The 18,938-nt window shown below is 65.8% G+C and carries 19 protein-coding genes; 13 read left to right on the plus strand and 6 right to left on the minus strand.

The features are described 5' to 3' along the window. Positions 1 to 7 precede the first annotated feature (7 nt). Positions 8 to 1,108, plus strand: a complete 1,101-nt coding sequence (gene aroC, locus QO034_RS18235; RefSeq protein ID WP_284486967.1) for a chorismate synthase — start codon at positions 8 to 10, stop codon at positions 1,106 to 1,108. Between the two features lie 34 nt (positions 1,109 to 1,142). On the opposite strand, the gene QO034_RS18240 is transcribed toward aroC, so the two are convergent. Further along, the gene (locus QO034_RS18240; protein WP_284486968.1) at positions 1,143 to 1,322 is read right to left on the minus strand and encodes a hypothetical protein; all 180 of its coding nucleotides are present in this window, start codon (positions 1,320 to 1,322) and stop codon (positions 1,143 to 1,145) included. Positions 1,323 to 1,420: 98 nt separating this feature from the next. After that, positions 1,421 to 1,882 (minus strand): hypothetical protein, encoded by a 462-nt coding sequence (locus tag QO034_RS18245; RefSeq protein ID WP_284486969.1) that lies wholly within the window; start codon positions 1,880 to 1,882, stop codon positions 1,421 to 1,423. Positions 1,883 to 2,062: 180 nt separating this feature from the next. On the opposite strand from QO034_RS18245, the gene QO034_RS18250 reads away from it, so the two are divergent. From QO034_RS18250 to QO034_RS18265, 4 genes are all read left to right on the plus strand, one after another. After that, positions 2,063 to 2,998, plus strand: a complete 936-nt coding sequence (locus tag QO034_RS18250; protein WP_284486970.1) for a DMT family transporter — start codon at positions 2,063 to 2,065, stop codon at positions 2,996 to 2,998. A 254-nt stretch (positions 2,999 to 3,252) separates the two neighbouring features. After that, positions 3,253 to 5,169 carry a DUF3604 domain-containing protein gene (locus QO034_RS18255; RefSeq protein WP_284486971.1) on the plus strand — a complete coding sequence of 639 codons (1,917 nt, stop codon included), beginning with the start codon at positions 3,253 to 3,255 and terminating at the stop codon, positions 5,167 to 5,169. A gap of 128 nt (positions 5,170 to 5,297) precedes the next feature. Beyond that, on the plus strand, positions 5,298 to 6,140 hold the full coding sequence (locus QO034_RS18260; protein ID WP_284486972.1) for a peptidylprolyl isomerase: 843 nt from the start codon (positions 5,298 to 5,300) through the stop codon (positions 6,138 to 6,140). Next, complete coding sequence (locus QO034_RS18265) at positions 6,137 to 7,135, plus strand: HupE/UreJ family protein (RefSeq protein ID WP_284486973.1); 999 nt, start codon at positions 6,137 to 6,139, stop codon at positions 7,133 to 7,135. Before QO034_RS18260 ends, QO034_RS18265 begins: the two co-directional genes overlap by 4 nt. Positions 7,136 to 7,238: 103 nt before the next feature. Here the strand turns inward: QO034_RS18265 and QO034_RS18270 are convergent, their stop codons facing one another. Next, positions 7,239 to 8,105 carry a branched-chain amino acid aminotransferase gene (locus QO034_RS18270; RefSeq protein WP_284486974.1) on the minus strand — a complete coding sequence of 289 codons (867 nt, stop codon included), beginning with the start codon at positions 8,103 to 8,105 and terminating at the stop codon, positions 7,239 to 7,241. Between the two features lie 154 nt (positions 8,106 to 8,259). Between QO034_RS18270 and QO034_RS18275 the strand changes: the two genes are divergently transcribed. The 7 genes from QO034_RS18275 to QO034_RS18305 all read left to right on the plus strand — a co-directional run bounded on the left by QO034_RS18275 (position 8,260) and on the right by QO034_RS18305 (position 14,450). Further along, entirely contained in the window at positions 8,260 to 8,769 is a 510-nt protein-coding gene (locus QO034_RS18275) for a MarR family winged helix-turn-helix transcriptional regulator (protein ID WP_284486975.1), read from the plus strand. After that, positions 8,769 to 9,470 carry a response regulator gene (locus QO034_RS18280; protein ID WP_284486976.1) on the plus strand — a complete coding sequence of 234 codons (702 nt, stop codon included), beginning with the start codon at positions 8,769 to 8,771 and terminating at the stop codon, positions 9,468 to 9,470. The genes QO034_RS18275 and QO034_RS18280 overlap by 1 nt, the downstream gene beginning before the upstream one ends. A 70-nt stretch (positions 9,471 to 9,540) precedes the next feature. After that, a complete protein-coding gene (locus tag QO034_RS18285) occupies positions 9,541 to 10,470 on the plus strand; it encodes a histone deacetylase family protein (RefSeq protein WP_284486977.1) in 930 nt (309 codons plus the stop codon). Continuing rightward, positions 10,467 to 10,709 carry an exodeoxyribonuclease VII small subunit gene (locus tag QO034_RS18290; protein WP_284486978.1) on the plus strand — a complete coding sequence of 81 codons (243 nt, stop codon included), beginning with the start codon at positions 10,467 to 10,469 and terminating at the stop codon, positions 10,707 to 10,709. The genes QO034_RS18285 and QO034_RS18290 overlap by 4 nt, the downstream gene beginning before the upstream one ends. Next, a complete protein-coding gene (locus QO034_RS18295) occupies positions 10,710 to 11,576 on the plus strand; it encodes a polyprenyl synthetase family protein (RefSeq protein WP_284486979.1) in 867 nt (288 codons plus the stop codon). A 22-nt stretch (positions 11,577 to 11,598) separates the two neighbouring features. Further along, positions 11,599 to 13,527, plus strand: a complete 1,929-nt coding sequence (dxs, locus tag QO034_RS18300; RefSeq protein ID WP_284486980.1) for a 1-deoxy-D-xylulose-5-phosphate synthase — start codon at positions 11,599 to 11,601, stop codon at positions 13,525 to 13,527. Beyond that, positions 13,527 to 14,450: a restriction endonuclease gene (locus tag QO034_RS18305; RefSeq protein ID WP_284486981.1), complete on the plus strand. Its 924-nt coding sequence runs from the start codon at positions 13,527 to 13,529 to the stop codon at positions 14,448 to 14,450. The genes dxs and QO034_RS18305 overlap by 1 nt, the downstream gene beginning before the upstream one ends. Here QO034_RS18305 and QO034_RS18310 read toward each other — a convergent pair. Next, a complete protein-coding gene (locus QO034_RS18310; RefSeq protein ID WP_284486982.1) occupies positions 14,432 to 15,313 on the minus strand; it encodes an SDR family oxidoreductase in 882 nt (293 codons plus the stop codon). The genes QO034_RS18305 and QO034_RS18310 overlap by 19 nt on opposite strands. A gap of 87 nt (positions 15,314 to 15,400) precedes the next feature. Between QO034_RS18310 and QO034_RS18315 the strand changes: the two genes are divergently transcribed. Then, on the plus strand, positions 15,401 to 16,033 hold the full coding sequence (locus QO034_RS18315) for a class I SAM-dependent DNA methyltransferase (RefSeq protein WP_284486983.1): 633 nt from the start codon (positions 15,401 to 15,403) through the stop codon (positions 16,031 to 16,033). A gap of 92 nt (positions 16,034 to 16,125) precedes the next feature. On the opposite strand, the gene QO034_RS18320 is transcribed toward QO034_RS18315, so the two are convergent. Together QO034_RS18320 and QO034_RS18325 are read right to left on the minus strand one after the other, a co-directional pair. After that, complete coding sequence (locus QO034_RS18320) at positions 16,126 to 16,905, minus strand: carnitinyl-CoA dehydratase (protein WP_284486984.1); 780 nt, start codon at positions 16,903 to 16,905, stop codon at positions 16,126 to 16,128. Next, a complete protein-coding gene (locus QO034_RS18325) occupies positions 16,893 to 18,923 on the minus strand; it encodes an acetate--CoA ligase family protein (protein ID WP_284486985.1) in 2,031 nt (676 codons plus the stop codon). The genes QO034_RS18320 and QO034_RS18325 overlap by 13 nt, the downstream gene beginning before the upstream one ends. Positions 18,924 to 18,938 lie beyond the last annotated feature (15 nt).

An 18,938-nucleotide genomic window follows, 5' to 3' on the forward strand; every position in this document is an offset into this window, starting at 1 on the left:
TGCCACCATGTCGATCAACAGCTTCGGCCACCTGTTCCGCGTCACGACCTGGGGCGAAAGCCACGGCCCCGCCATCGGCGCGACGGTCGACGGCTGCCCGCCCGGCGTGCCCATCAGCGAAACCATGCTCCAGCACTGGCTGGACAAGCGCAAACCGGGACAGAACAAGTTCACGACCCAGCGCCGCGAAGCCGACGCGGTGCGCATCCTGTCGGGCACCTTCGAAGGGCAGACCACCGGCACCCCGGTTCAGCTCCTGATCGAGAACACCGATCAGCGGTCCAAGGACTACAGCGACATCATGGACAAGTTCCGCCCCGGCCACGCGGACATCACCTATTTCCAGAAATACGGCATCCGCGACTACCGGGGCGGCGGACGGTCCTCCGCCCGCGAAACCGCATCGAGGGTGGCCGCCGGCGGCCTCGCGCGCGAAGCGATCAAGGCCATCGCGCCCGGTGTCCGGATCACCGGATACATGGTGCAGATGGGGCCGCACAGGATCGACCGCGACCGGTTCGACTGGGACCAGATCGACGCCAACCCGTTCTGGGTGCCCGACGCAAACGCGGCGATCAAATGGGCCGACTACCTGGACAGCCTGCGCAAGTCCGGCAGTTCCGTCGGCGCGATCGTGGAAGTCACCGCACGCGGCGTGCCGGCGGGTCTGGGCGCGCCGATCTACGGCAAGCTCGACACCGACCTCGCCGCCGCGATGATGAGCATCAACGCCGTCAAGGGGGTGGAAATCGGCGAGGGCATGTCCGCCGCCATGCTGACCGGCGAAGCCAATGCCGACGAAATCCGCATGGGTCCGGACGGACCCGAATATTCGTCAAACCACGCCGGCGGCATCCTCGGCGGCATCAGCACCGGGCAGGACATCGTGGTACGGTTCGCCGTGAAACCCACCAGTTCGATCCTGACCACGCGCAAGACCGTCACGAAATCCGGAGAAGACACCGAGATCATGACCAAGGGCCGCCATGACCCCTGCGTCGGCATCCGCGCGGTGCCCGTAGGCGAAGCGATGATGGCCTGCGTGATCCTCGACCACCTGCTCCTGCATCGCGGTCAGATCGGGGAAAATCGGGGGGTGATCGGCTGATCCGCCATTGCGGGGCGCTGACGGCCCCGCCGCGTCAGTCCATCAACAGCTTGGAATTGTGACCATTGGGCATATCGGCCAGCAACTCCTGCACCCGCATGTCGTCGCGCGGCCGCAACTCGGACATCTGCCGCTGCATGCGATAGGCGGCAATGGCGCCCACGCCGACCAATGTGGTGGCGGACAGCGTCGCAACGATCTCGAACGGTGTCATGTCAGGCTCCTTTCACGCGGTCAGATACACGCTCGGGCTTAATATAGTGTGTCCGAAGGCAAATTACCACGGTCTTCATCGCCAGGACCATTTCCGCCTCATGCCCGCACCAGTTCCGCCACCGCCTCGATCGACTTGATGTCGGCTTCAGTCTGCTCGACGCGATAGCCCCAGACCAGGCGCAAGATCAACAGCCCCGCCGCGGCAACGAAGGACAGGACCCCGATATAGGTCGCCGATACCGGCCCCAGGGCCGAGGTGTTGAAAAAGATCAGCGCGCTGACGGAGGCGCTCAGCGCGACAGTGGGCAGGGTGATCGTGAAAGCGTCGAAATTCGCCTTCGTCAGCAGAATCGTCCGCCGCCGCCGCAGCGCCGACCCCAGCAGAACGCCGCGCAGCACCTTGCGGTCGCCCTCCGATACGATGCGGGGCGCCATGAGCGATGCCGCATGGCAGGCGCGCGGCCCGTCGATCAGGGAGGTGATCAGGACATCCGCGTCGCGCAGATCCGCAGGCTGCCCACCGACTTCGTGATGAGACATCTCCAGAAGCTTCGTCAAGATATCGCTCTCGGCCGCCATTCCGACTCCGTCACCCCGCTGCATCCCGGTCAGAATGAAGAAACCGGCCAGCGGAAACAAGCCGGCAGCGGATGCGGCACCGATCCCGGCGCAAAATCACGCCGGATCGGAACCGGCCGCATCTTGCGCTTTGGCGAGGTTGGGCGCAGACCTGTCGCCATGAACAAGAACTTAACATCGCATCGACCCGGACTGGCGGTAATCCTCAAGATCAGCGCGATTTTCCTGTTCACGATCATGTCCGCCATCATCAAGGCCACCTCCGATGCCGTGCCGCCCGGCGAAGCGGTGTTCTTCCGCTCTTTCTTTGCCATACCGGTCATACTGGTCTGGCTGGCCCTGCGCGGGCAATTGCGCAACGGGCTGCTGACCCGGAACCCGGCCGGGCATTTCTGGCGCGGTATCCTCGGCACGACCGGGATGGGATTGACTTTCGCGGGGCTTGGGCTTCTGCCGCTGCCCGAAGTCACCGCGATTGGCTATGCCACACCGATCTTCACCGTGATTCTCGCGGCCCTGCTTCTCGGGGAGCGTATCCGCATGATCCGCATCACCGCTGTGCTTCTGGGCCTGATCGGGGTGCTCATCATGCTCTGGCCGAGGCTCGGTTCCGGCGCCGTGCAGGACGGAGCCACGCTGGGCGCCATGCTGGTTCTGGGCGCGACCGTGACGCGGGCCTTCGTGCAGATCCATATCCGCAAGATGGTGCAAACCGAAAACACCGCTGCGATCGTGTTCTACTTCTCGGCCACCGCGTCGCTGATTTCCCTGATGACGATGCCGTTCGGCTGGACGTTTCCCGCGCCCGACGTCGCCATCCTCCTGATATTGGCCGGGCTCATCGGCGGCGTCGCACAGATCCTCGTCACCTCGTCCTACCGGTTCGGACCGGCGTCGATGCTGGCCCCCTATGACTATTCCTCGATGATCTTCGCCATCCTCGTCGGTTACGTCTGGTTCAGCGAACTTCCCACCGTCATCATGCTGACCGGGGCGGCGCTGGTCATCGCCGGCAACATTCTCGTCATCTGGCGCGAACACCAACTGGGCCTGAAACGCGGCAAGGCGCGCTCCGTCACCGACCCGAAAAGCTGACCGTTCGATCCAGGACCGGGCGGCGGATGGCAGTGCATTGCACCGGGCACGAATTCCCCGCGCAGCAATTGCCCCAAGCGCGCCGGTCAGGTGCGGTTTCATCCCGTCCGACCGGCGACAGTGTTGATTTTTCACGCCCGATCGCATTCAAATCATACATCCAAAAGTAGAATCCGGACCATGCCGCAATGGGTTGGTTCGCCGAATTCAACACACGGCCTCCTGAGCCGCCCGACAGGTGAAAAGGACATACAATGACCAAACGCTTTGTTTCGCTGCTGCTTTCGACGACCCTGCTTGCTTCGCCGCTGCCGGCCCAGGTCACGACCGACGCCGGCACCATCGACCCGGCCGGCATCGAGCGATTCTTCAACCAGCCGGGCTATTCGCCCTATGCCGGGCGCAGCTTTCCCTCGCGCCCGCTCTGGGGCGAACAGCACCTGCACACCTCCTGGTCGCCCGATGCGTTCGGCGGCGGCACACGGGTCGGTCCGGACGATGCCCTGAAATATGCCAAGGGGGCCGAGATCACCTCGAACACGGGTCAGCAGGTCAGGCTCTCGCGGCCCTATGACTGGATCGTGGTCGCCGATCACTCCGACGCGCTCGGCGTCGTCGCCAGCATCTACGAGGGCGATCCCGCCTTCATGTCCGACCCGACCCTGAAGCGCTGGCACGACGAGATGAGAAAGGGCGGCGAGGCCGCGACCGCCGTGGTCATGGAGATGATCACCCTGCAGGGGGAGGGCAGGATCCCGCCCGCAATGACCGACACCACCACACAGATGGACATGTGGCGCGAAATGACGCGGATCGTCGAGAGCCACAACCAGCCCGGCATCTTTTCTGCCATCATCGGTTACGAATGGACATCGAACTACGGCGGCGGCAACAACCTGCACCGCAACGTGATCTACCGGGACGGCAAGGACAAGGCCGACATGGTCCGCCCCCTGACCACATTCGACACCGAGCTTCCGCGCGAACTCTGGAACTGGATGGCGGCCTACGAGGAGGAGACCGGCGGGCGGTTGCTGGCGATCCCGCATAACGGCAACCTGTCCAACGGCCTGATGTTCGCCACCGAAACCCCCGACGGCGAACCCATCGACGCCGAATGGGCGATGAACCGCGCGCGGTGGGAACCGCTCTACGAAGTCACGCAAGGAAAAGGGACATCCGAACAGCATCCCAGCCTCGCCCCCGCCGATGAATTCGCCGATTTCGAGATCTGGGATGCGGGCAACCTCAACGTGGTGCCCAAGGAACCGGGGATGCTCGACTACGAATATGCCCGCGAGGCGCTGAAACGCGGCCTGGCGCTCGAAAGCGAGTTCGGCACCAACCCGTTCAAGTTCGGCCTGGTCGGATCGACCGATGCGCATACGGGCATTTCCTCGACCGAGGAGAACAACTTCTTCGGCAAGTTCCCGGCCAGCGAACCCGGACCGGAACGCTCGACCGGCAACGCCTTCGATTTCGACGGGCGCACGGTCAAGGACTGGAAACTCGGCGCCTCGGGCCTCACCGCCGTCTGGGCAAAGGAAAACACCCGCGCGGCGATCTGGGACGCGATGAAGCGCAAGGAGGTCTACGGCACTACCGGCACGCGGCCCTTCGTCCGCTTCTTCGGCGGCTGGGACTTCACCGCCGAAGACGCGCAGCGCCGCGACCCCGCGACGGTCGGCTATGGCAAAGGCGTCCCGATGGGCGGCGATCTGCCCCCGGCGCCCGAAGGCGCCGCCCCCAGCTTTCTCGTCGCCGCCCTGAAGGATCCGATCTCGGGCAATCTCGACCGCATCCAGATCGTCAAGGGCTGGCTCGATGCCGGGGGCGGGATGCGGGAACGGATCTACGACGTAGTCTGGTCCGGCGACCGGCAGCCCGACGCCGAGGGCAAGCTGCCCCCGGTGGGCAACACGGTCGATGTCGGGAACGCAACCTGGACCAACACCATCGGCGCGCCCGAACTGATCGCGGTCTGGCAGGACCCGGAATTCGATCCGGCGCAGAAAGCCTTTTACTACGCCCGCGTGATCGAAATTCCGACACCGCGCTGGACGGCCTATGACGCCGCCTACTTCAAGGATGCGAACTTTTCGGAAGATGTTCCAATGACCGTGACGGAGCGTGCCTATACCTCGCCGATCTGGTATGTTCAAAACGATTGATCCATGGGGAACGCGGCAACGGCGGTGACGGTCGGGCACGCTCCGGGCGCCGCGACGCCTCCATCCATCGCATGGCCGGCGCGGGCGGCTTTTCCGGGACGCCGCGCGGCGCAAGAAACGAAAAGACCATGACGATCAAGTCCATCATCCGCTCGCCGCTCCTGCATTTCTTCATTCTGGGCGGCCTGGTCTTCGGTCTCTACGCCCTTATGAACCCTCCCGGTGCGCAGCCCCCCCGCGACGATGTTCTGCGGTTTTCGGAAACCGAGGCGGATCGGCTTGCCGACGCGTTCACCGCCGCCTGGGGACGTCCGCCGACCGAAGCCGAAGCCCGCGGGCTGGTGCGCGACTGGGCGGTCGAAGAGGCTATGGTGCGCGAGGCCCTGACCCTCGGGCTCGACCAGGGCGACGCGATCATCCGCAACCGGCTGCGCACGAAGATGGAATTCCTCGCCGAGGCGCCCGCCGCCGCGATGACACCGGACGACGAGACGCTGCGCGCCTTTTACGACGACAACAGGGACCGCTACGCCCGCCCTGCCATGCTCGGCTTCGCGCAGGTCCTGTTGCCCGAGGATGCCGATGCGGAAGAAATCGACGCGCTGCGGGCGGCACTGGCGCAGGGGGCCGATCCCTCCGGCGTCGGACAGGCGACGATGCTGCCGCCATCCATGGACGGCATGCCCGTTCCGGCCATCGAGCGGGTCTTTGGCGGCGGATTCGGCGCGGCGGTTGCGGCCCTTCCGCCACAACTCTGGTCGGGGCCAGTGACAAGCGGATATGGCCGTCACCTGGTCATGGTCCAGACCGTGCAGGAGACCGCAGCGCCCGCGCTGGACACGGTGCGCGACCGGGTCCTCGCCGACTGGCGTTCCGAGCAGGCGCGCAAGATGCGCGCGGCCTACACAGACGGGCTTCTGCGCCGCTACACGCTGGACCTGCCGGGGGAAGACGGGGAAGAGCGGCCATGAGGCGGCTCGCGGCCCTCGCCCTGCTGCTGCTCGCAACCCTGCAACCGTCGGCGCCGACAGCGCACGCGCTCGATCCCGGATACCTCGAACTCTCCGCGATAGACGCGGCACAGTGGCGGGTCTACTGGCGGATGCCCGACGTGAACGGCCGCCCGATGCCGATCGCGCCGCGGCTTTCGAACGCTTGCGAACAGACCCCGTCCCCCGCGCCGGCGTTTGACGGGCGGGCCTGGGTCGCGTCCTTCATGGCCACATGCCCCGACGGGCTCGCCGGGGTCACGATCCGCATCGAGGGGCTGGAACGCACCCGCACCGATGTGCTGGTCCGCTACGAACTGGCGCCGGGACAGGCCCGGACCCAGCGCCTGACCGCAAGCGCGCCAGACTTCACCGTGCCCTCCGACCCCGGCCGTGGCGCGGTCTTCGCCAGTTACGTCTCGCTGGGCGTCACGCATATCCTCGAAGGCCTCGATCACCTGCTCTTCGTCTTCGCGCTGCTCCTGCTCGTAGGGCAGCCGCGCCGCCTGATCTGGGCGATCACCGCCTTCACTCTGGCGCACAGCCTGACGCTGGCGGCGGCGACGCTCGGCTGGCTGCGGCTGCCATCCGCCCCGGTCGAGGTGGTCGTCGCGCTGTCGATCGTTTTCCTCGCCTATGAACTGGCCTTGCCGCCAGAACGCCGCGATCCGGCGGCAGAGCGTTTCCCGGCGCTCGTCGCCTTCGGGTTCGGCCTGATCCATGGGCTGGGCTTTGCCGGGGCGCTGCGCGAGATCGGCCTGCCGCAAGACGACATTCCATTGGCGCTTTTGTCCTTCAACATAGGGGTCGAACTGGGGCAGCTCCTGTTCATCGCACTGATCCTGACCGTGGGCCATCTGGCGCGCCGGGTGGTGCCGGTCATGGCGCGCAACGGACCGCGGCTCACCCGTGTCAGCAGCTACGTCATCGGCAGCACCGCCGCTTTCTGGGTCATCGAACGGATCGCCGCCTTCTGATCCCACCCGGCCCCGCCCGGCGGGCGGGGGCACGGGGCGGGCCTCCATGAAGCAACCCCGACGAAATCTTGCCGCCGGGGTCCGGGCAGGTTCCGGAACCGCCTTACTGGCGCACGAGCTTTTCGTAGCTCTGCGCGATCTCGCGGGTCAGCGCGCCGACTTCGAAATTGTAGTCGCCGATCTGCCCGACCGGAGTGACCTCGGCCGCGGTGCCGGTCAGCCAGCACTGTTCGAACCCTTCCAGTTCCTCGGGCATGATATGGCGTTCATGCACCTTGACCTGACGATCCTTCAGCATCCCGATGACCGTCTGGCGCGTGAGGCCGTTCAGGAAGCAGTCCGGATCGGGCGTGTGCACTTCGCCGTCCTTGACGAAGAAGATGTTTGCGCCGGTCGCTTCGGCGACATAGCCGCGGTAGTCGAACATCATCGCGTCCGAACAGCCCTTGGCCTCTGCCGCGTGCTTGGACATGGTGCAGATCATGTAAAGGCCCGCGGCCTTGGCATGGGACGGAATCGTTTCCGGGCTTGGACGCTTCCATTTGGAAATATCCAGCTTCGCGCCCTTCATCTTGGCGTCGCCGTAATAGGCGCCCCATTCCCAGGCCGCGATCGCCAGGCGCACCGGATTGCGGGCCGATGCGACACCCATGTCTTCGCCCGCGCCACGCCAGGCGATGGCCCGCACATAGGCGTCTTTCAGGCCGCTGGCTTCCAGAACCTGGATCTTGGCCGCCTCGATTTCATCCACGGTATAGGGGATCTCGAAATCGATCATGTTGGCGGACCGGCGCAGACGCTCGGAATGTTCGCGGGATTTGAAGATCTTGCCGTTATAGGCCCTTTCACCTTCGAACACGGAACTGGCATAGTGCAGCGCATGGGTCAGGATATGCACATTCGCATCCCGCCAGTCGATCATTTGGCCGTCCATCCATATCTGGCCGTCGCGGTCGTCATATCCTGACATTGTTCATCCTCCGGAACCTGTGTTTTTCATTTATTGCGCAGTTATGTCCACATCGGTCATAAAATTGCGTCAAATCTGCGATTCGATACCGCTTCGCTCTTGGAATGTCAACAAGGCTGACGTATGCTGCGTGAAATCAGGGAAGAGGCTCATCATGTCAGACGGGCGTTCGGCACAGGTCTATGGCGGCGAAAGCCTGCTGTTCCTGACCGATGAACAATTGCGGCAGGGCATCGAGGCCATGTTCTTTGCCTATCGCGGCTTCACCGCCGACCCGGACAGGATTCTCGGCGAGATGGCCTATGGCCGCGCCCACCACCGGGCGGTTCACTTCATCAACCGCGCTCCGGGCACGACGGTGAACAACCTGCTCGCGATCCTGGGCGTCACCAAGCAATCGCTGAACCGCGTGCTGCGGACGCTGATCGCCGATGGGCTGGTGGAAAGCCGCGTCGGCACCAGCGACAAGCGCGAACGCCACCTGTTCCTGACCGACCCGGGCCGGGCGCTCGAAGGCCAGCTGAGCGACGCGCAACGCGCGCGCATGCGCGCCGCCTTCCGCGAGGCCGGCCCCGAGGCGGTCGCCGGGTTCAAACAGGTTCTGGAAGCGATGATGGATTCCGACATGCGCCGCGCCTACACGAAATTGCGGGACGGCGCCTGATGACCGACCTCGACGCCCATCTGCTGATCGTCGATGACGACGAACGAATCCGCGACCTGCTCAAGAAGTTTCTGCTGCGTCACGGGTTCCTGGTGACGGCCGCGCGGGACGCGGCGCATGCGCGGCGGGTGCTGTCCGGGCTGGACTTCGACCTGATCGTGATGGACGTGATGATGCCGGGCGAAGACGGCGTCAGCCTGACCCGGTCCCTGCGCGAAACGCATAGTACGCCGATCCTGCTGCTGACCGCGCGGGGCGAAACCGAACACCGGATCGCCGGACTGGAAGCCGGGGCCGACGATTACCTCGCCAAGCCGTTCGAACCCAAGGAGCTTCTGCTGCGGATCAACGCGATCCTGCGGCGGATGCCGGAAACGCCGGTCGAAGAAACGGTCCCGAAGATCCTGCAACTGGGGCCGATCCGGTACAACATCGAGCGCGGAGAACTGTGGCAGGGCGAGGACCTGATCCGGCTGACCGCCACCGAGAGCCAGCTGATGAAGATCTTCTCGGCCTGTCCGGGCGAACCGGTCAGCCGCACCAAGCTGGTCGAGGATCTGGGACGGGACCGCGGACAGGCGCAGGAACGCGCCGTGGATGTGCAGATCACCCGGCTGCGCCGCAAAATCGAAACCGACCCGAAACAGCCGCGCTACCTTCAGACGGTGCGCGGTGCCGGCTACATGCTGGCACCCGATTGAAACGCGGCGCCGCGCGCGGCATGACCCAACGTCGCGCGCACCGGCCTCGCAAGAAAGGATTGACGGAACAGTGACGAAAACCGCCCTGATCACCCATGCGGACTGCCTGAACCACGTGACGCCGGACGGGCATCCGGAACGGGTGGCGCGGCTGGAGCACCTTTTGCACGCGCTGGAACCGTTGGACCTGAACCGTGTGACCGCGCCGATGGCGGCGGATGACGACATCCTGCGCATCCATCCCGCCGCCTATCTGGCGGATCTGCGCCGCGCCCTGCCGGCAACGGGCGAACGCGCCATCGACGCGGACACATGGATGTCGCCCGGATCGCTCGATGCCGCCTTCCGGGGCGCCGGCGCGGCGGTGCGGGCCGTGGACATGGTGCTGGGCGGCGAGGCCCCGAACGCCTTCGCCGCGGTGCGCCCGCCCGGACATCACGCCGAGAAGGAAACGGCGATGGGCTTCTGCTTTTTCGGCAACGCGGCGCTGGCGGCCAGGCACGCCCTGGACCACCACGGGTTGAACCGCGTCGCCGTGGTGGATTTCGACGTGCACCACGGCAACGGAACCCAGGACCTGCTCTGGAACGAACCCAGGACCCTGCTGATCAGCAGCCAGCAGATTCCGCTGTTTCCCGGCACCGGCAACGCGAATGAAACCGGGGCCTTCGACAACATCCTGAACATTCCGCTGCCGCCCGGATCCGGCGGTCGCGAGATGCGGGAGGCCTATAAATCCCTCGCCTTTCCCCGCCTACGGGCCTTCGAACCGGAGCTGATCGTGATTTCCGCCGGCTTTGATGCCCACCGCGACGACCCGCTGGCCAACCTGAACTGGGAGGTCGAGGATTTCGCCTGGATCACCGCCGAGCTTTGCCGGCTGGCCGATGAATTGTGCCAGGGCCGGGTGGTCTCGACTCTGGAAGGCGGCTATGATCTGAACGCCCTGTCCGCGTCGGCGCGGGCGCATGTGCAAGAATTGATGAAGGCCGCGACATGACTGCTACCCCCGTTTCCGATCTGAGTTTCGAACAGGCCATGAAGGAACTGGAATCCGTCGTCGACAAGCTGGAACGCGGGGATGTCGAACTGGATGCGTCCATCGCCCTCTACGAACGTGGCGCCGCGCTGAAGAAACGCTGCGAGGACGAACTCAAGCGCGCCGAGGAAAAGGTCGCCGCGATCACGCTGGACGGCAGCGGCAACCCGACAGGAACCACGCCCGTCGAAGGAAAGTAGATGTTCCACGACCGCCTGGCGGACGCCGCCCATCGGATTCAGTCCGGGTTCGACAGCGTCCTTGGCGGCTTCGACCCGGTGCCCGTCGTCGAGGGCATGCGATACGCGCTCAAGGGCGGGAAAGGCCTGCGCGGCTTCCTGGTGCTGGAATCGGCCCGGCTGCACGGGATCGGGCCGGAACAGGCCATCTGGCCCGCCACCGCCATCGAAGCCCTGCACGCCTATTCCCTCGTGCACGACGACCTGCCCTGCATGGATGACGACGACCTGCGCCGCGGGCGGCCCACGGTCCATGTCACATGGGGCGAAGGCGCGGCGGTCCTGGTCGGGGACGCTCTGCAAAGCCTCGCCTTCGAACTGGTGAGCCACCCCGATTGCGGACCGGCGGAGGTCCGCGCGGAGCTGGCGCTGACGCTGGCGCGGGCCGCTGGCGCGCGTGGCATGGTGCTGGGGCAGGCCCTGGACATGGCGGCGGAAACCGCCGAACGTCCGCTGACGCTCGCCGAGATTACCGCCTTGCAGGCGGGCAAGACCGGGGCGCTGATCGAATGGTCGGCCTGCGCCGGCGCGCGCCTCGCACAGGCGGACATCACGCCGCTGCGGGACTATTCACGGGCGCTTGGCCTTGCTTTCCAGATCGCCGATGACATTCTGGACGTGGAAGGAGATGCCGAGAAGGCCGGAAAGCGGCTGCAAAAGGACGCGGAGGCCGGCAAGGCCACCTTCGTGTCCCTTCTGGGCATCGACGCCGCCCGCGCCCGCGCGACCGATCTCATCGCCGAAGCCTGCGCGGCGCTGGCCCCCTACGGAACAAAGGCGGAAACCTTGCGCGAGGCCGCCCGGTTCGTTATCTCGCGCGAAAACTGACTTGCCCCGCATGGAGGCGCAGATGCCCGACAGACCGCAAACGCCCCTGCTCGATCAGATACACCGGCCGGCGGACCTGAAACGACTGAACGACCGGCAACTGGTCCAGCTGGCGGGCGAACTGCGCTCTGAAACCATCTCGGCCGTCTCCGTGACCGGCGGCCACCTGGGGGCCGGGCTTGGCGTCGTGGAACTGACCGTGGCCCTGCACGCGGTGTTCGACGCGCCGCGCGACAAGCTGGTCTGGGATGTCGGGCACCAGTGCTATCCGCACAAGATCCTGACCGAACGGCGCGACCGGATCCGCACCCTGCGGATGAAGGACGGGCTGAGCGGTTTCACCAAGCGCAGCGAATCCCCCTATGACCCGTTCGGCGCGGCCCATTCCAGCACCTCGATCAGCGCCGCGCTCGGCTTTGCCGTGGCCCGCGATCTCGGCGGCGTGACACCGGAAGGGATCGGCGACGCCATCGCGGTGATCGGCGACGGCTCGATGAGCGCCGGCATGGCCTTCGAGGCGATGAACAACGCGGGCCATCTCAAGAAACGCCTGTTCGTGATCCTCAACGACAACGAGATGAGCATCGCCCCCCCGGTTGGCGCCATGTCGTCCTACCTGTCGCGCCTCTATGCCGAGGAACCGTTCCAGGACCTGAAAGCCGCCGCGAAAGGCGCGGTGTCCCTGTTGCCCGGACCCTTCCGCGAAGGCGCGAAACGGGCCAAGGACATGCTGAAAGGCATGGCGATCGGCGGAACGCTGTTCGAACAACTGGGATTTTCCTATGTCGGACCCATCGACGGCCACGACATGACCCAGCTTCTGCCGGTCCTGCGCACCGTCAGGGCGCGGGCCACCGGGCCGATCCTGATCCATGTGCTAACCAAGAAGGGCAAGGGCTACGGCCCCGCGGAAGAAGCCCGCGACAAGGGCCACGCCACCGCGAAATTCAACGTGCTGACCGGCGAACAGAAAAAGACCGCGAGCAACGCGCCCAGCTACACCAGCGTCTTCGGCAAGACCCTGACGAAACTCGCGGCTGCCGACGACAAGATCGTCGCCGTCACCGCCGCCATGCCAGACGGCACCGGGCTGAACCTTTTCGCCGAACGCTTCCCGAGCCGCTGTTTCGACGTCGGCATCGCCGAACAGCACGGGGTGACCTTCTCGGCGGCGCTGGCCGCCGGCGGGATGAAACCGTTCTGCACCATGTATTCGACCTTTCTGCAGCGCGGTTACGACCAGGTGGTGCATGATGTGGCGATCCAGCGGCTCCCGGTGCGCTTTGCCATCGACCGCGCCGGGCTGGTCGGGGCCGACGGCGCGACCCACGCGGGCAGCTACGACATCGCCTACCTGGCGAACCTGCCGGGCTTCACCGTAATGGCGGCGGCGGACGAAGCGGAACTGGTGCACATGGTCGCCACCGCCGCGGCCCATGACGACGGCCCCATCGCCTTCCGTTATCCGCGCGGCGAAGGGGTCGGCGTGGAACTGCCCGAGACCCCCGAGATCCTGCCGATCGGCAAGGGCCGGATCATCCGGGACGGCAAGCGCGTGGCGATCCTGTCCTTCGGCACCCGGCTCGCCGAGGTGCAGAAAGCAGCCGAGGCGCTGGCCGCCAAAGGCATCGCCCCGACGGTCGCCGACGCCCGCTTTGCCAAGCCGCTGGACCAGGAGATGATCCTCGGCCTCGCCGCGCGGCACGAGGCGCTGCTCACCATCGAGGAAGGCGCCGTCGGCGGGTTCGGCAGCCACGTGGCGCAGCTGCTGGCGGAAGAAGGCGTGTTCGACACCGGCCTCAAGTTCCGCTCGATGGTCTTGCCCGACATCTTCATCGACCAGGCCAGCCCGGAAGACATGTACGCGGTCGCCGGCATGAACGCCGAACAGATCGAAACCAGGGTGCTGGCCATGCTCGGTATTGCCTCGATCGGGGAAAAACGCGCCTGATGCCGGTTCCCGATTATCAGACACTGATGTTGCCGGTTTTGAAGCTCATCAATCAAGGGCATGCCACGGTACGGGATTGTATCGCACCCATCGCCGAAGACTTTGAACTCTCCCAAGAGGATTTGAATGAGATGCTGCCCAGCGGCAAACAAACGCTGATCTCAAACCGGATTCATTGGGCGCGACACTATATGGCGCAAGCCGGTCTCGTGGAGGCAGCCAAACGGGGTCATTTTCAAACGACAGGCTTGGGAAAGAAGGTCTTGTCCGCTCCGCCAACGCGGATCGACAACAAATTCCTAGGAGAGTTTTCCGGCTTCAAAGCATTTCTGGATCGTTCGAAGCCAAAGAACCATTCCGAGACAAGTAATGCGCCTCTCGAACAGCAGATTAACCTTAAAACACCCGAACAGGAGATCGACAGCGCGGCGATCCAAATCGAAGACGCGTTGGCCAAGGAACTTCTCCAGGCGGTTGCCGGCTTGTCTCCCAGTCGCTTCGAAAGACTGGTTGTCGATCTGCTTCTGGCGATGGGCTACGGCGGCGGGGATCTGGAACGGGGCCTGCAGACAAGCCTGTCAGGCGACGGCGGCATCGACGGAATCATCAACGAAGATGAGCTGGGCCTTGACGCAGTCTATGTTCAGGCCAAACGCTACGCGACAGACAACAAGGTCGGTCGTCCTGCGCTCAACGCGTTCGTCGGCTCTCTGACCGGCGAAGGCGCGACCAAGGGCGTCTTCGTCACCACATCCGATTTCTCGCGGGACGCGATGGACTATGTCGCGCGCGTCCAGCAGCGGATCGTGCTGATCAACGGCGATCGGCTGGCGCGCCTGATGATCAAGCACGAGGTCGGTGTCAGACCGCGCAGGACCTACGTGCTTCGCTCGGTGGACGAAGATTATTTCTCCGACACCTGATCCGGCGTTTCCAGCATCGCCGCCAGCCCCTCGCGATAGGTTGGATAGATCAGGGCGACCCCCAGTTCGTCCTTGATCCGGTCGTTCCGGACCCGCTTGCTCTCCGCGTAGAAACTGCGCGCCATCGGGGTCATCTCGGCCTCATCGAACGGAATCGCCGGCGGCACCGGCAAGCCGAGCAGTTCCGCCGCATGGGCGATCACATCCTGCGGCGGCGCCGGATCGTCGTCGCACAGGTTGTAGACCGCCCCCGGACGGGGCCGAGCGATCGAGGCGGCCAGAACCTGCGCAATGTCATCCACGTGGATCCGCGAAAACACCTGCCCGTCCTTGACGATCCGCCGGGCGCTGCCCGCGCGCACCTTGGCGAACGGTCCGCGTCCGGGACCGTAGATTCCCGCGAGCCGGAACAGATGCAGCGGCAATCCATCGATCGCGCGCCAGGCCTCCTCTGCCTCCTGCCGCAGCTTTCCACGCGCGGTGGACGGCGCCAGTTCCGATGTCTCGTCCACCCAGCCGCCACGCCTGTCGCCGTAAACGCCGGTGGTCGACAGGTATCCGGCCCAGGCCAGCTTCGGCGCGACGGCGGCGATCCGGTCGCGCAACACCGCCAATACCGGGTCGCCATCCCTGCCCGGCCCCGCCGAAACCAGCAGATGCGTCGCGGCGTCCAACGCGGCCTCGACCGCCTCAAGCCCGTCGCCGGAAGGAAAAACCAGCGGCCGCACGCTGGTTTCTCCAAGCGCCGCGGCCTTGTCCGGGTCCCGCGTCGTGCCGATCACCGTCCAGCCTTGCGGGATCAGCAGATGGGTCAGGGCCTGTGCGGAATACCCATGGCCGAAGGAAAGCAGAGTCCGTGTCATGCCCCTAGATCGACCGCCCCGCCGGGAAATACAAGCACCGGCAACAAGCCTGTTGATCGAATCTCCCGTTAAGCCTTTGATGATCCCATGACCCGGACAAGACCAGATCTGGACTCCGCCTATGCGCTGCGGACCCCGGAAGACTCCGAACGGCTCTACGAGGAATGGGCCGAAGACTACGATTCGTCCTTCGCCACGCGCGAGGATTACCGCCTTCACATTCAAACGGCCCGGGCCTTCGTCGCGGCCAGGGGACAGGGTCCGGTTCTGGACGTCGGCGCGGGAACCGGGCTTTGCGGCGCTGTCCTGGCGGATCTGGGCGTCGGCCCGCTGGACGCCACCGACATCAGTTCCCGGATGCTGGATCAGGCGATGCGCAAGGACATCTACCGCGACGCGATTGCCGCCGATGTGAACAAGGGCATTCCGGTCCCCGCCGAAAGCTACTCCGGCGTGGTTTCCTCTGGCACGTTCACCACCGGCCACGTCGGCCCCTCGGCCCTGAGCGAACTGCTGCGCGTGGCCCGCCGCGGCGCTCAATTCGCGCTTTCCGTCAACGCGAAACACTATGACTCAGCCGGGTTCGCCGGCGCCTTTGACTCCCTGTCCGAAAACCGCATCCGGAACCTGACCCTCCAGGACACGCCGATCTACGGGCCGCGGGCGACAGGCGCGCACAGGGACGACAGGGCCTTCATCGCGCTTTTCGAGAAAGCCTGACCGCCCAACCGAGGCTTTCCTCTTGCGGAAATACTCCGGGGGAGGCCGCCGCAGGCGGACGGGGGCAGCGCCCCATTACGCGCCGGGAACGTTCAGCGCCCTTTCCAGACCGGATCGCGTTTTTCCGCGAAGGCGCGCGCGCCTTCAAGCTGATCCTCGGAGGAATAGAGCACATCGACGCTGTTCAGCTGGCGGCGCGTGATCCGGTTCATCGCATCCTGGAACTTGGCGTCTTCCGCGTCACGCACGATCTCCTTGATCGCCGCATAGACCAGAGGCGGTCCGCTCGCCAGCAGCCGCGCCAGCTCCCGCGCCCGTTCCATCAGCCGGTCGCGCGGCAGGATCTCGTTGACCAGCCCCCAGCGGTGCGCCTCCGCGGCGTCGAACCAGCGCCCCGTCAACAACAGCTCCATCGCGATGTGATAGGGGATGCGCTTGGGCAGCTTGACGCTGGCCGCATCCGCCACCGTGCCGGACCGGATCTCGGGCAGGGCGAAACTCGCATGCTCCGCCGCCAGGATAATGTCGGCGCTCAGCGCCAGTTCCAGCCCGCCGCCGCAGGCGATGCCGTTCACGGCGGCGATCACCGGCTTGTTCATGCCGCGCAACTCCTGCAACCCGCCAAAGCCGCCGACTCCGTAGTCCCCGTCGACCGCGTCGCCCTCCGCCGCCGCCTTCAGGTCCCACCCCGGGCAAAAGAACTTTTCCCCGCCGCCGGTCAGGATCGCCGCCCGCAACGCCGGATCATCGCGGAAATCCCGGAACACCTCGCCCATGATCCGGCTGGTTTCCAGGTCGATGGCGTTGGCCTTGGGACGGTCCAGGGTCACAAGCAGGATCGCACCATCGCGTTCGGTCTTCACTGGGGACATGTCTTGGCCTTTCTGATGAGCGCATCCACGGCAATCGCCCGGTCGGGCACGCAGATCAACGGGTTCACCTCAACTTCCGAAACTGTATCGGCATTTGCAATCACATAGGACTGGATCGCGTTCACGGCCTGCAGGATCGCGCCGGTATCCGCCGCCGGACGGCCGCGATAGCCGGACAGCAGCCGGGCGCATTTCAGCCGGCTCAGCGCCGCCGCGACCTGCGCATCGGAACTCGGGACCAGCAGCGACACCGTATCCTGCAACAGTTCCGCGAGAACCCCGCCCGCGCCGAGCGTCAGGACGAACCCATGCGCCGGGTCGCGGGTCACGCCGACGATCAACTCGACCACGCCATCCCCGATCATCTCTTCGACGAGAAAGCTTCCGGTGCCGATCTCCGCGGCGATGGCCGCGACATCCTGCGCCGCCACGCCCAGGCGGACCGCGCCATGTTCGGATTTGTGCGCAAGACCGAGCCCTTTCACCGCGAAGGGCGGGCAGAGACGATCCGCCGCGCGCCGCAGCTCATCCGGGTCGGATGCGATGCAGGATCGCGGAACGCGCAACCCGTGTTCCGCCAGCGCCGCCTTCGCCTCGGCCTCGGTCAGCACGGTATCCGGTTCCGCAACCCCCGGCAGCAGGATCGGCGCCGTCTCCGGGCGATACGGGCGCGCCGCCGCCGCGACGGCGGCCAGCGCATCGTCAAGCCCCGCCATCGGCACGACCCCCTCCGCCATGAGACGCCGCGCCACATCCGGCGGCATCAGTTCCGGCAGGCTGGCCACCACAGCAAAGGGCCTGCCGCTGCGCGCGCGCGCGGCGATCGCGGCCTCGGTCGCGCAGTCCCAGTCCCGCGCATCGGTATGCGGATAGTCCACGATGCTCATGGTCAGCGCGACCTCATCCCCGGCCATCGCCGTCCAGACCCCGGCCATCGCCTCTGCGTTCCGCCAGACATAAGTGTGGTAGTCCAGCGGGTTCGCCAGCGCCACCATCGGCCCAAGCACCCGCGCCAGCTCCTGGCTCTGCGCCGCCTGCAAGGGCGGAAATTCCAGGTTCCGGGCCATCGCAAGGTCCGCGATCAGGCTAGCCTCGCCACCGGAACAGCTGATCGATGCGATCCGGTTGGACGGCAGCCGCCCCACGCAATGCAAAAGCTTCAGGGTCTCCAGGAAGTCGGACAAGCCGCGCACCCGGACGATCCCCAGCCGGTCCAGAACCGCCTGCGCCCCGGCATCGCTGCCGGCAAGAGACGCGGTATGGGACACGGTCGCCTTCCGCGCCTGCTCGGACGCGCCGACCTTCACCGCGACTAGCGGCACCTCCCGCGCCCGCGCCTTGTGCGCCAGCGCTTCCCAGCCGCGCAGATCGCCAAAGCCCTCGATATGCAGACCGATGGCGGTGACCCTGGGATCGTCCAGAAGCGCCATCGCCGCCTCCGCCTGGCTGGTCTGCGCCATATTCCCGCAGGTCACCATATATGCGATCGGCAGGCCGCGCGTCTGCATCGTCAGGTTGATCGCGATGTTGGACGACTGGGTGAGGATCGCCACGCCCCGGTCGACGGGTTCCATCCCGTGCTGATCCGGCCAGACCGCCACCCGGTCCAGCGCATTGATGAAACCATAGCAGTTCGGGCCCAGCACCGGCATCCCGCCCGCCGCCGCAACCAGCGCCGCCTGCAGCCCCGACGCATCCGCATCCTCAGCCGTCGACTCTGAAAACCCCGACGCGAAACAGACCGCGCCGCCGGCGGACAGGCGGGACAATTCGGACACCACCCCGATCGCCGCATGCCGGTTGACGCCGACAAAGGCGGCATCGATGGGGCCGGGCCAATCCGCCAGCCGGCGCAGGGCGCGGATGCCCGCGATGTCCTTGCCCTCCGGATGAACCGGAAAAATCTCCCCGTCATAACCGATGCGCCGGGCCGCCCCGACAATCGCCGCGCACCAGGCGCCGCCCCCGACGACCGCAATGCTGCGCGGATTGAACAGCCGACCCAGATCGCGCGTCACGACCTGCCCCGCGCG

The organism is Sedimentitalea xiamensis (assembly GCF_030164465.1).
Taxonomy (GTDB): Bacteria; Pseudomonadota; Alphaproteobacteria; order Rhodobacterales; family Rhodobacteraceae; genus Sedimentitalea; species Sedimentitalea xiamensis.

Bases quoted from the DNA above. Each gene is read 5' to 3' on its own strand.
- QO034_RS18290 (WP_284486978.1), top strand. From the start codon at position 10,467: ATGACTGCTACCCCCGTTTCCGATCTGAGTTTCGAACAGGCCATGAAG.
- dxs (WP_284486980.1), top strand. From the start codon at position 11,599: ATGCCCGACAGACCGCAAACGCCCCTGCTCGATCAGATACACCGGCCG.
- QO034_RS18265 (WP_284486973.1), top strand. From the start codon at position 6,137: ATGAGGCGGCTCGCGGCCCTCGCCCTGCTGCTGCTCGCAACCCTGCAA.
- QO034_RS18240 (WP_284486968.1), bottom strand. From the start codon at position 1,322: ATGACACCGTTCGAGATCGTTGCGACGCTGTCCGCCACCACATTGGTC.
- QO034_RS18315 (WP_284486983.1), top strand. From the start codon at position 15,401: ATGACCCGGACAAGACCAGATCTGGACTCCGCCTATGCGCTGCGGACC.
- QO034_RS18310 (WP_284486982.1), bottom strand. From the start codon at position 15,313: ATGACACGGACTCTGCTTTCCTTCGGCCATGGGTATTCCGCACAGGCC.
- QO034_RS18295 (WP_284486979.1), top strand. From the start codon at position 10,710: ATGTTCCACGACCGCCTGGCGGACGCCGCCCATCGGATTCAGTCCGGG.
- QO034_RS18250 (WP_284486970.1), top strand. From the start codon at position 2,063: ATGAACAAGAACTTAACATCGCATCGACCCGGACTGGCGGTAATCCTC.
- QO034_RS18270 (WP_284486974.1), bottom strand. From the start codon at position 8,105: ATGTCAGGATATGACGACCGCGACGGCCAGATATGGATGGACGGCCAA.
- QO034_RS18260 (WP_284486972.1), top strand. From the start codon at position 5,298: ATGACGATCAAGTCCATCATCCGCTCGCCGCTCCTGCATTTCTTCATT.
- QO034_RS18320 (WP_284486984.1), bottom strand. From the start codon at position 16,905: ATGTCCCCAGTGAAGACCGAACGCGATGGTGCGATCCTGCTTGTGACC.
- QO034_RS18275 (WP_284486975.1), top strand. From the start codon at position 8,260: ATGTCAGACGGGCGTTCGGCACAGGTCTATGGCGGCGAAAGCCTGCTG.
- aroC (WP_284486967.1), top strand. From the start codon at position 8: ATGTCGATCAACAGCTTCGGCCACCTGTTCCGCGTCACGACCTGGGGC.
- QO034_RS18280 (WP_284486976.1), top strand. From the start codon at position 8,769: ATGACCGACCTCGACGCCCATCTGCTGATCGTCGATGACGACGAACGA.
- QO034_RS18305 (WP_284486981.1), top strand. From the start codon at position 13,527: ATGCCGGTTCCCGATTATCAGACACTGATGTTGCCGGTTTTGAAGCTC.
- QO034_RS18255 (WP_284486971.1), top strand. From the start codon at position 3,253: ATGACCAAACGCTTTGTTTCGCTGCTGCTTTCGACGACCCTGCTTGCT.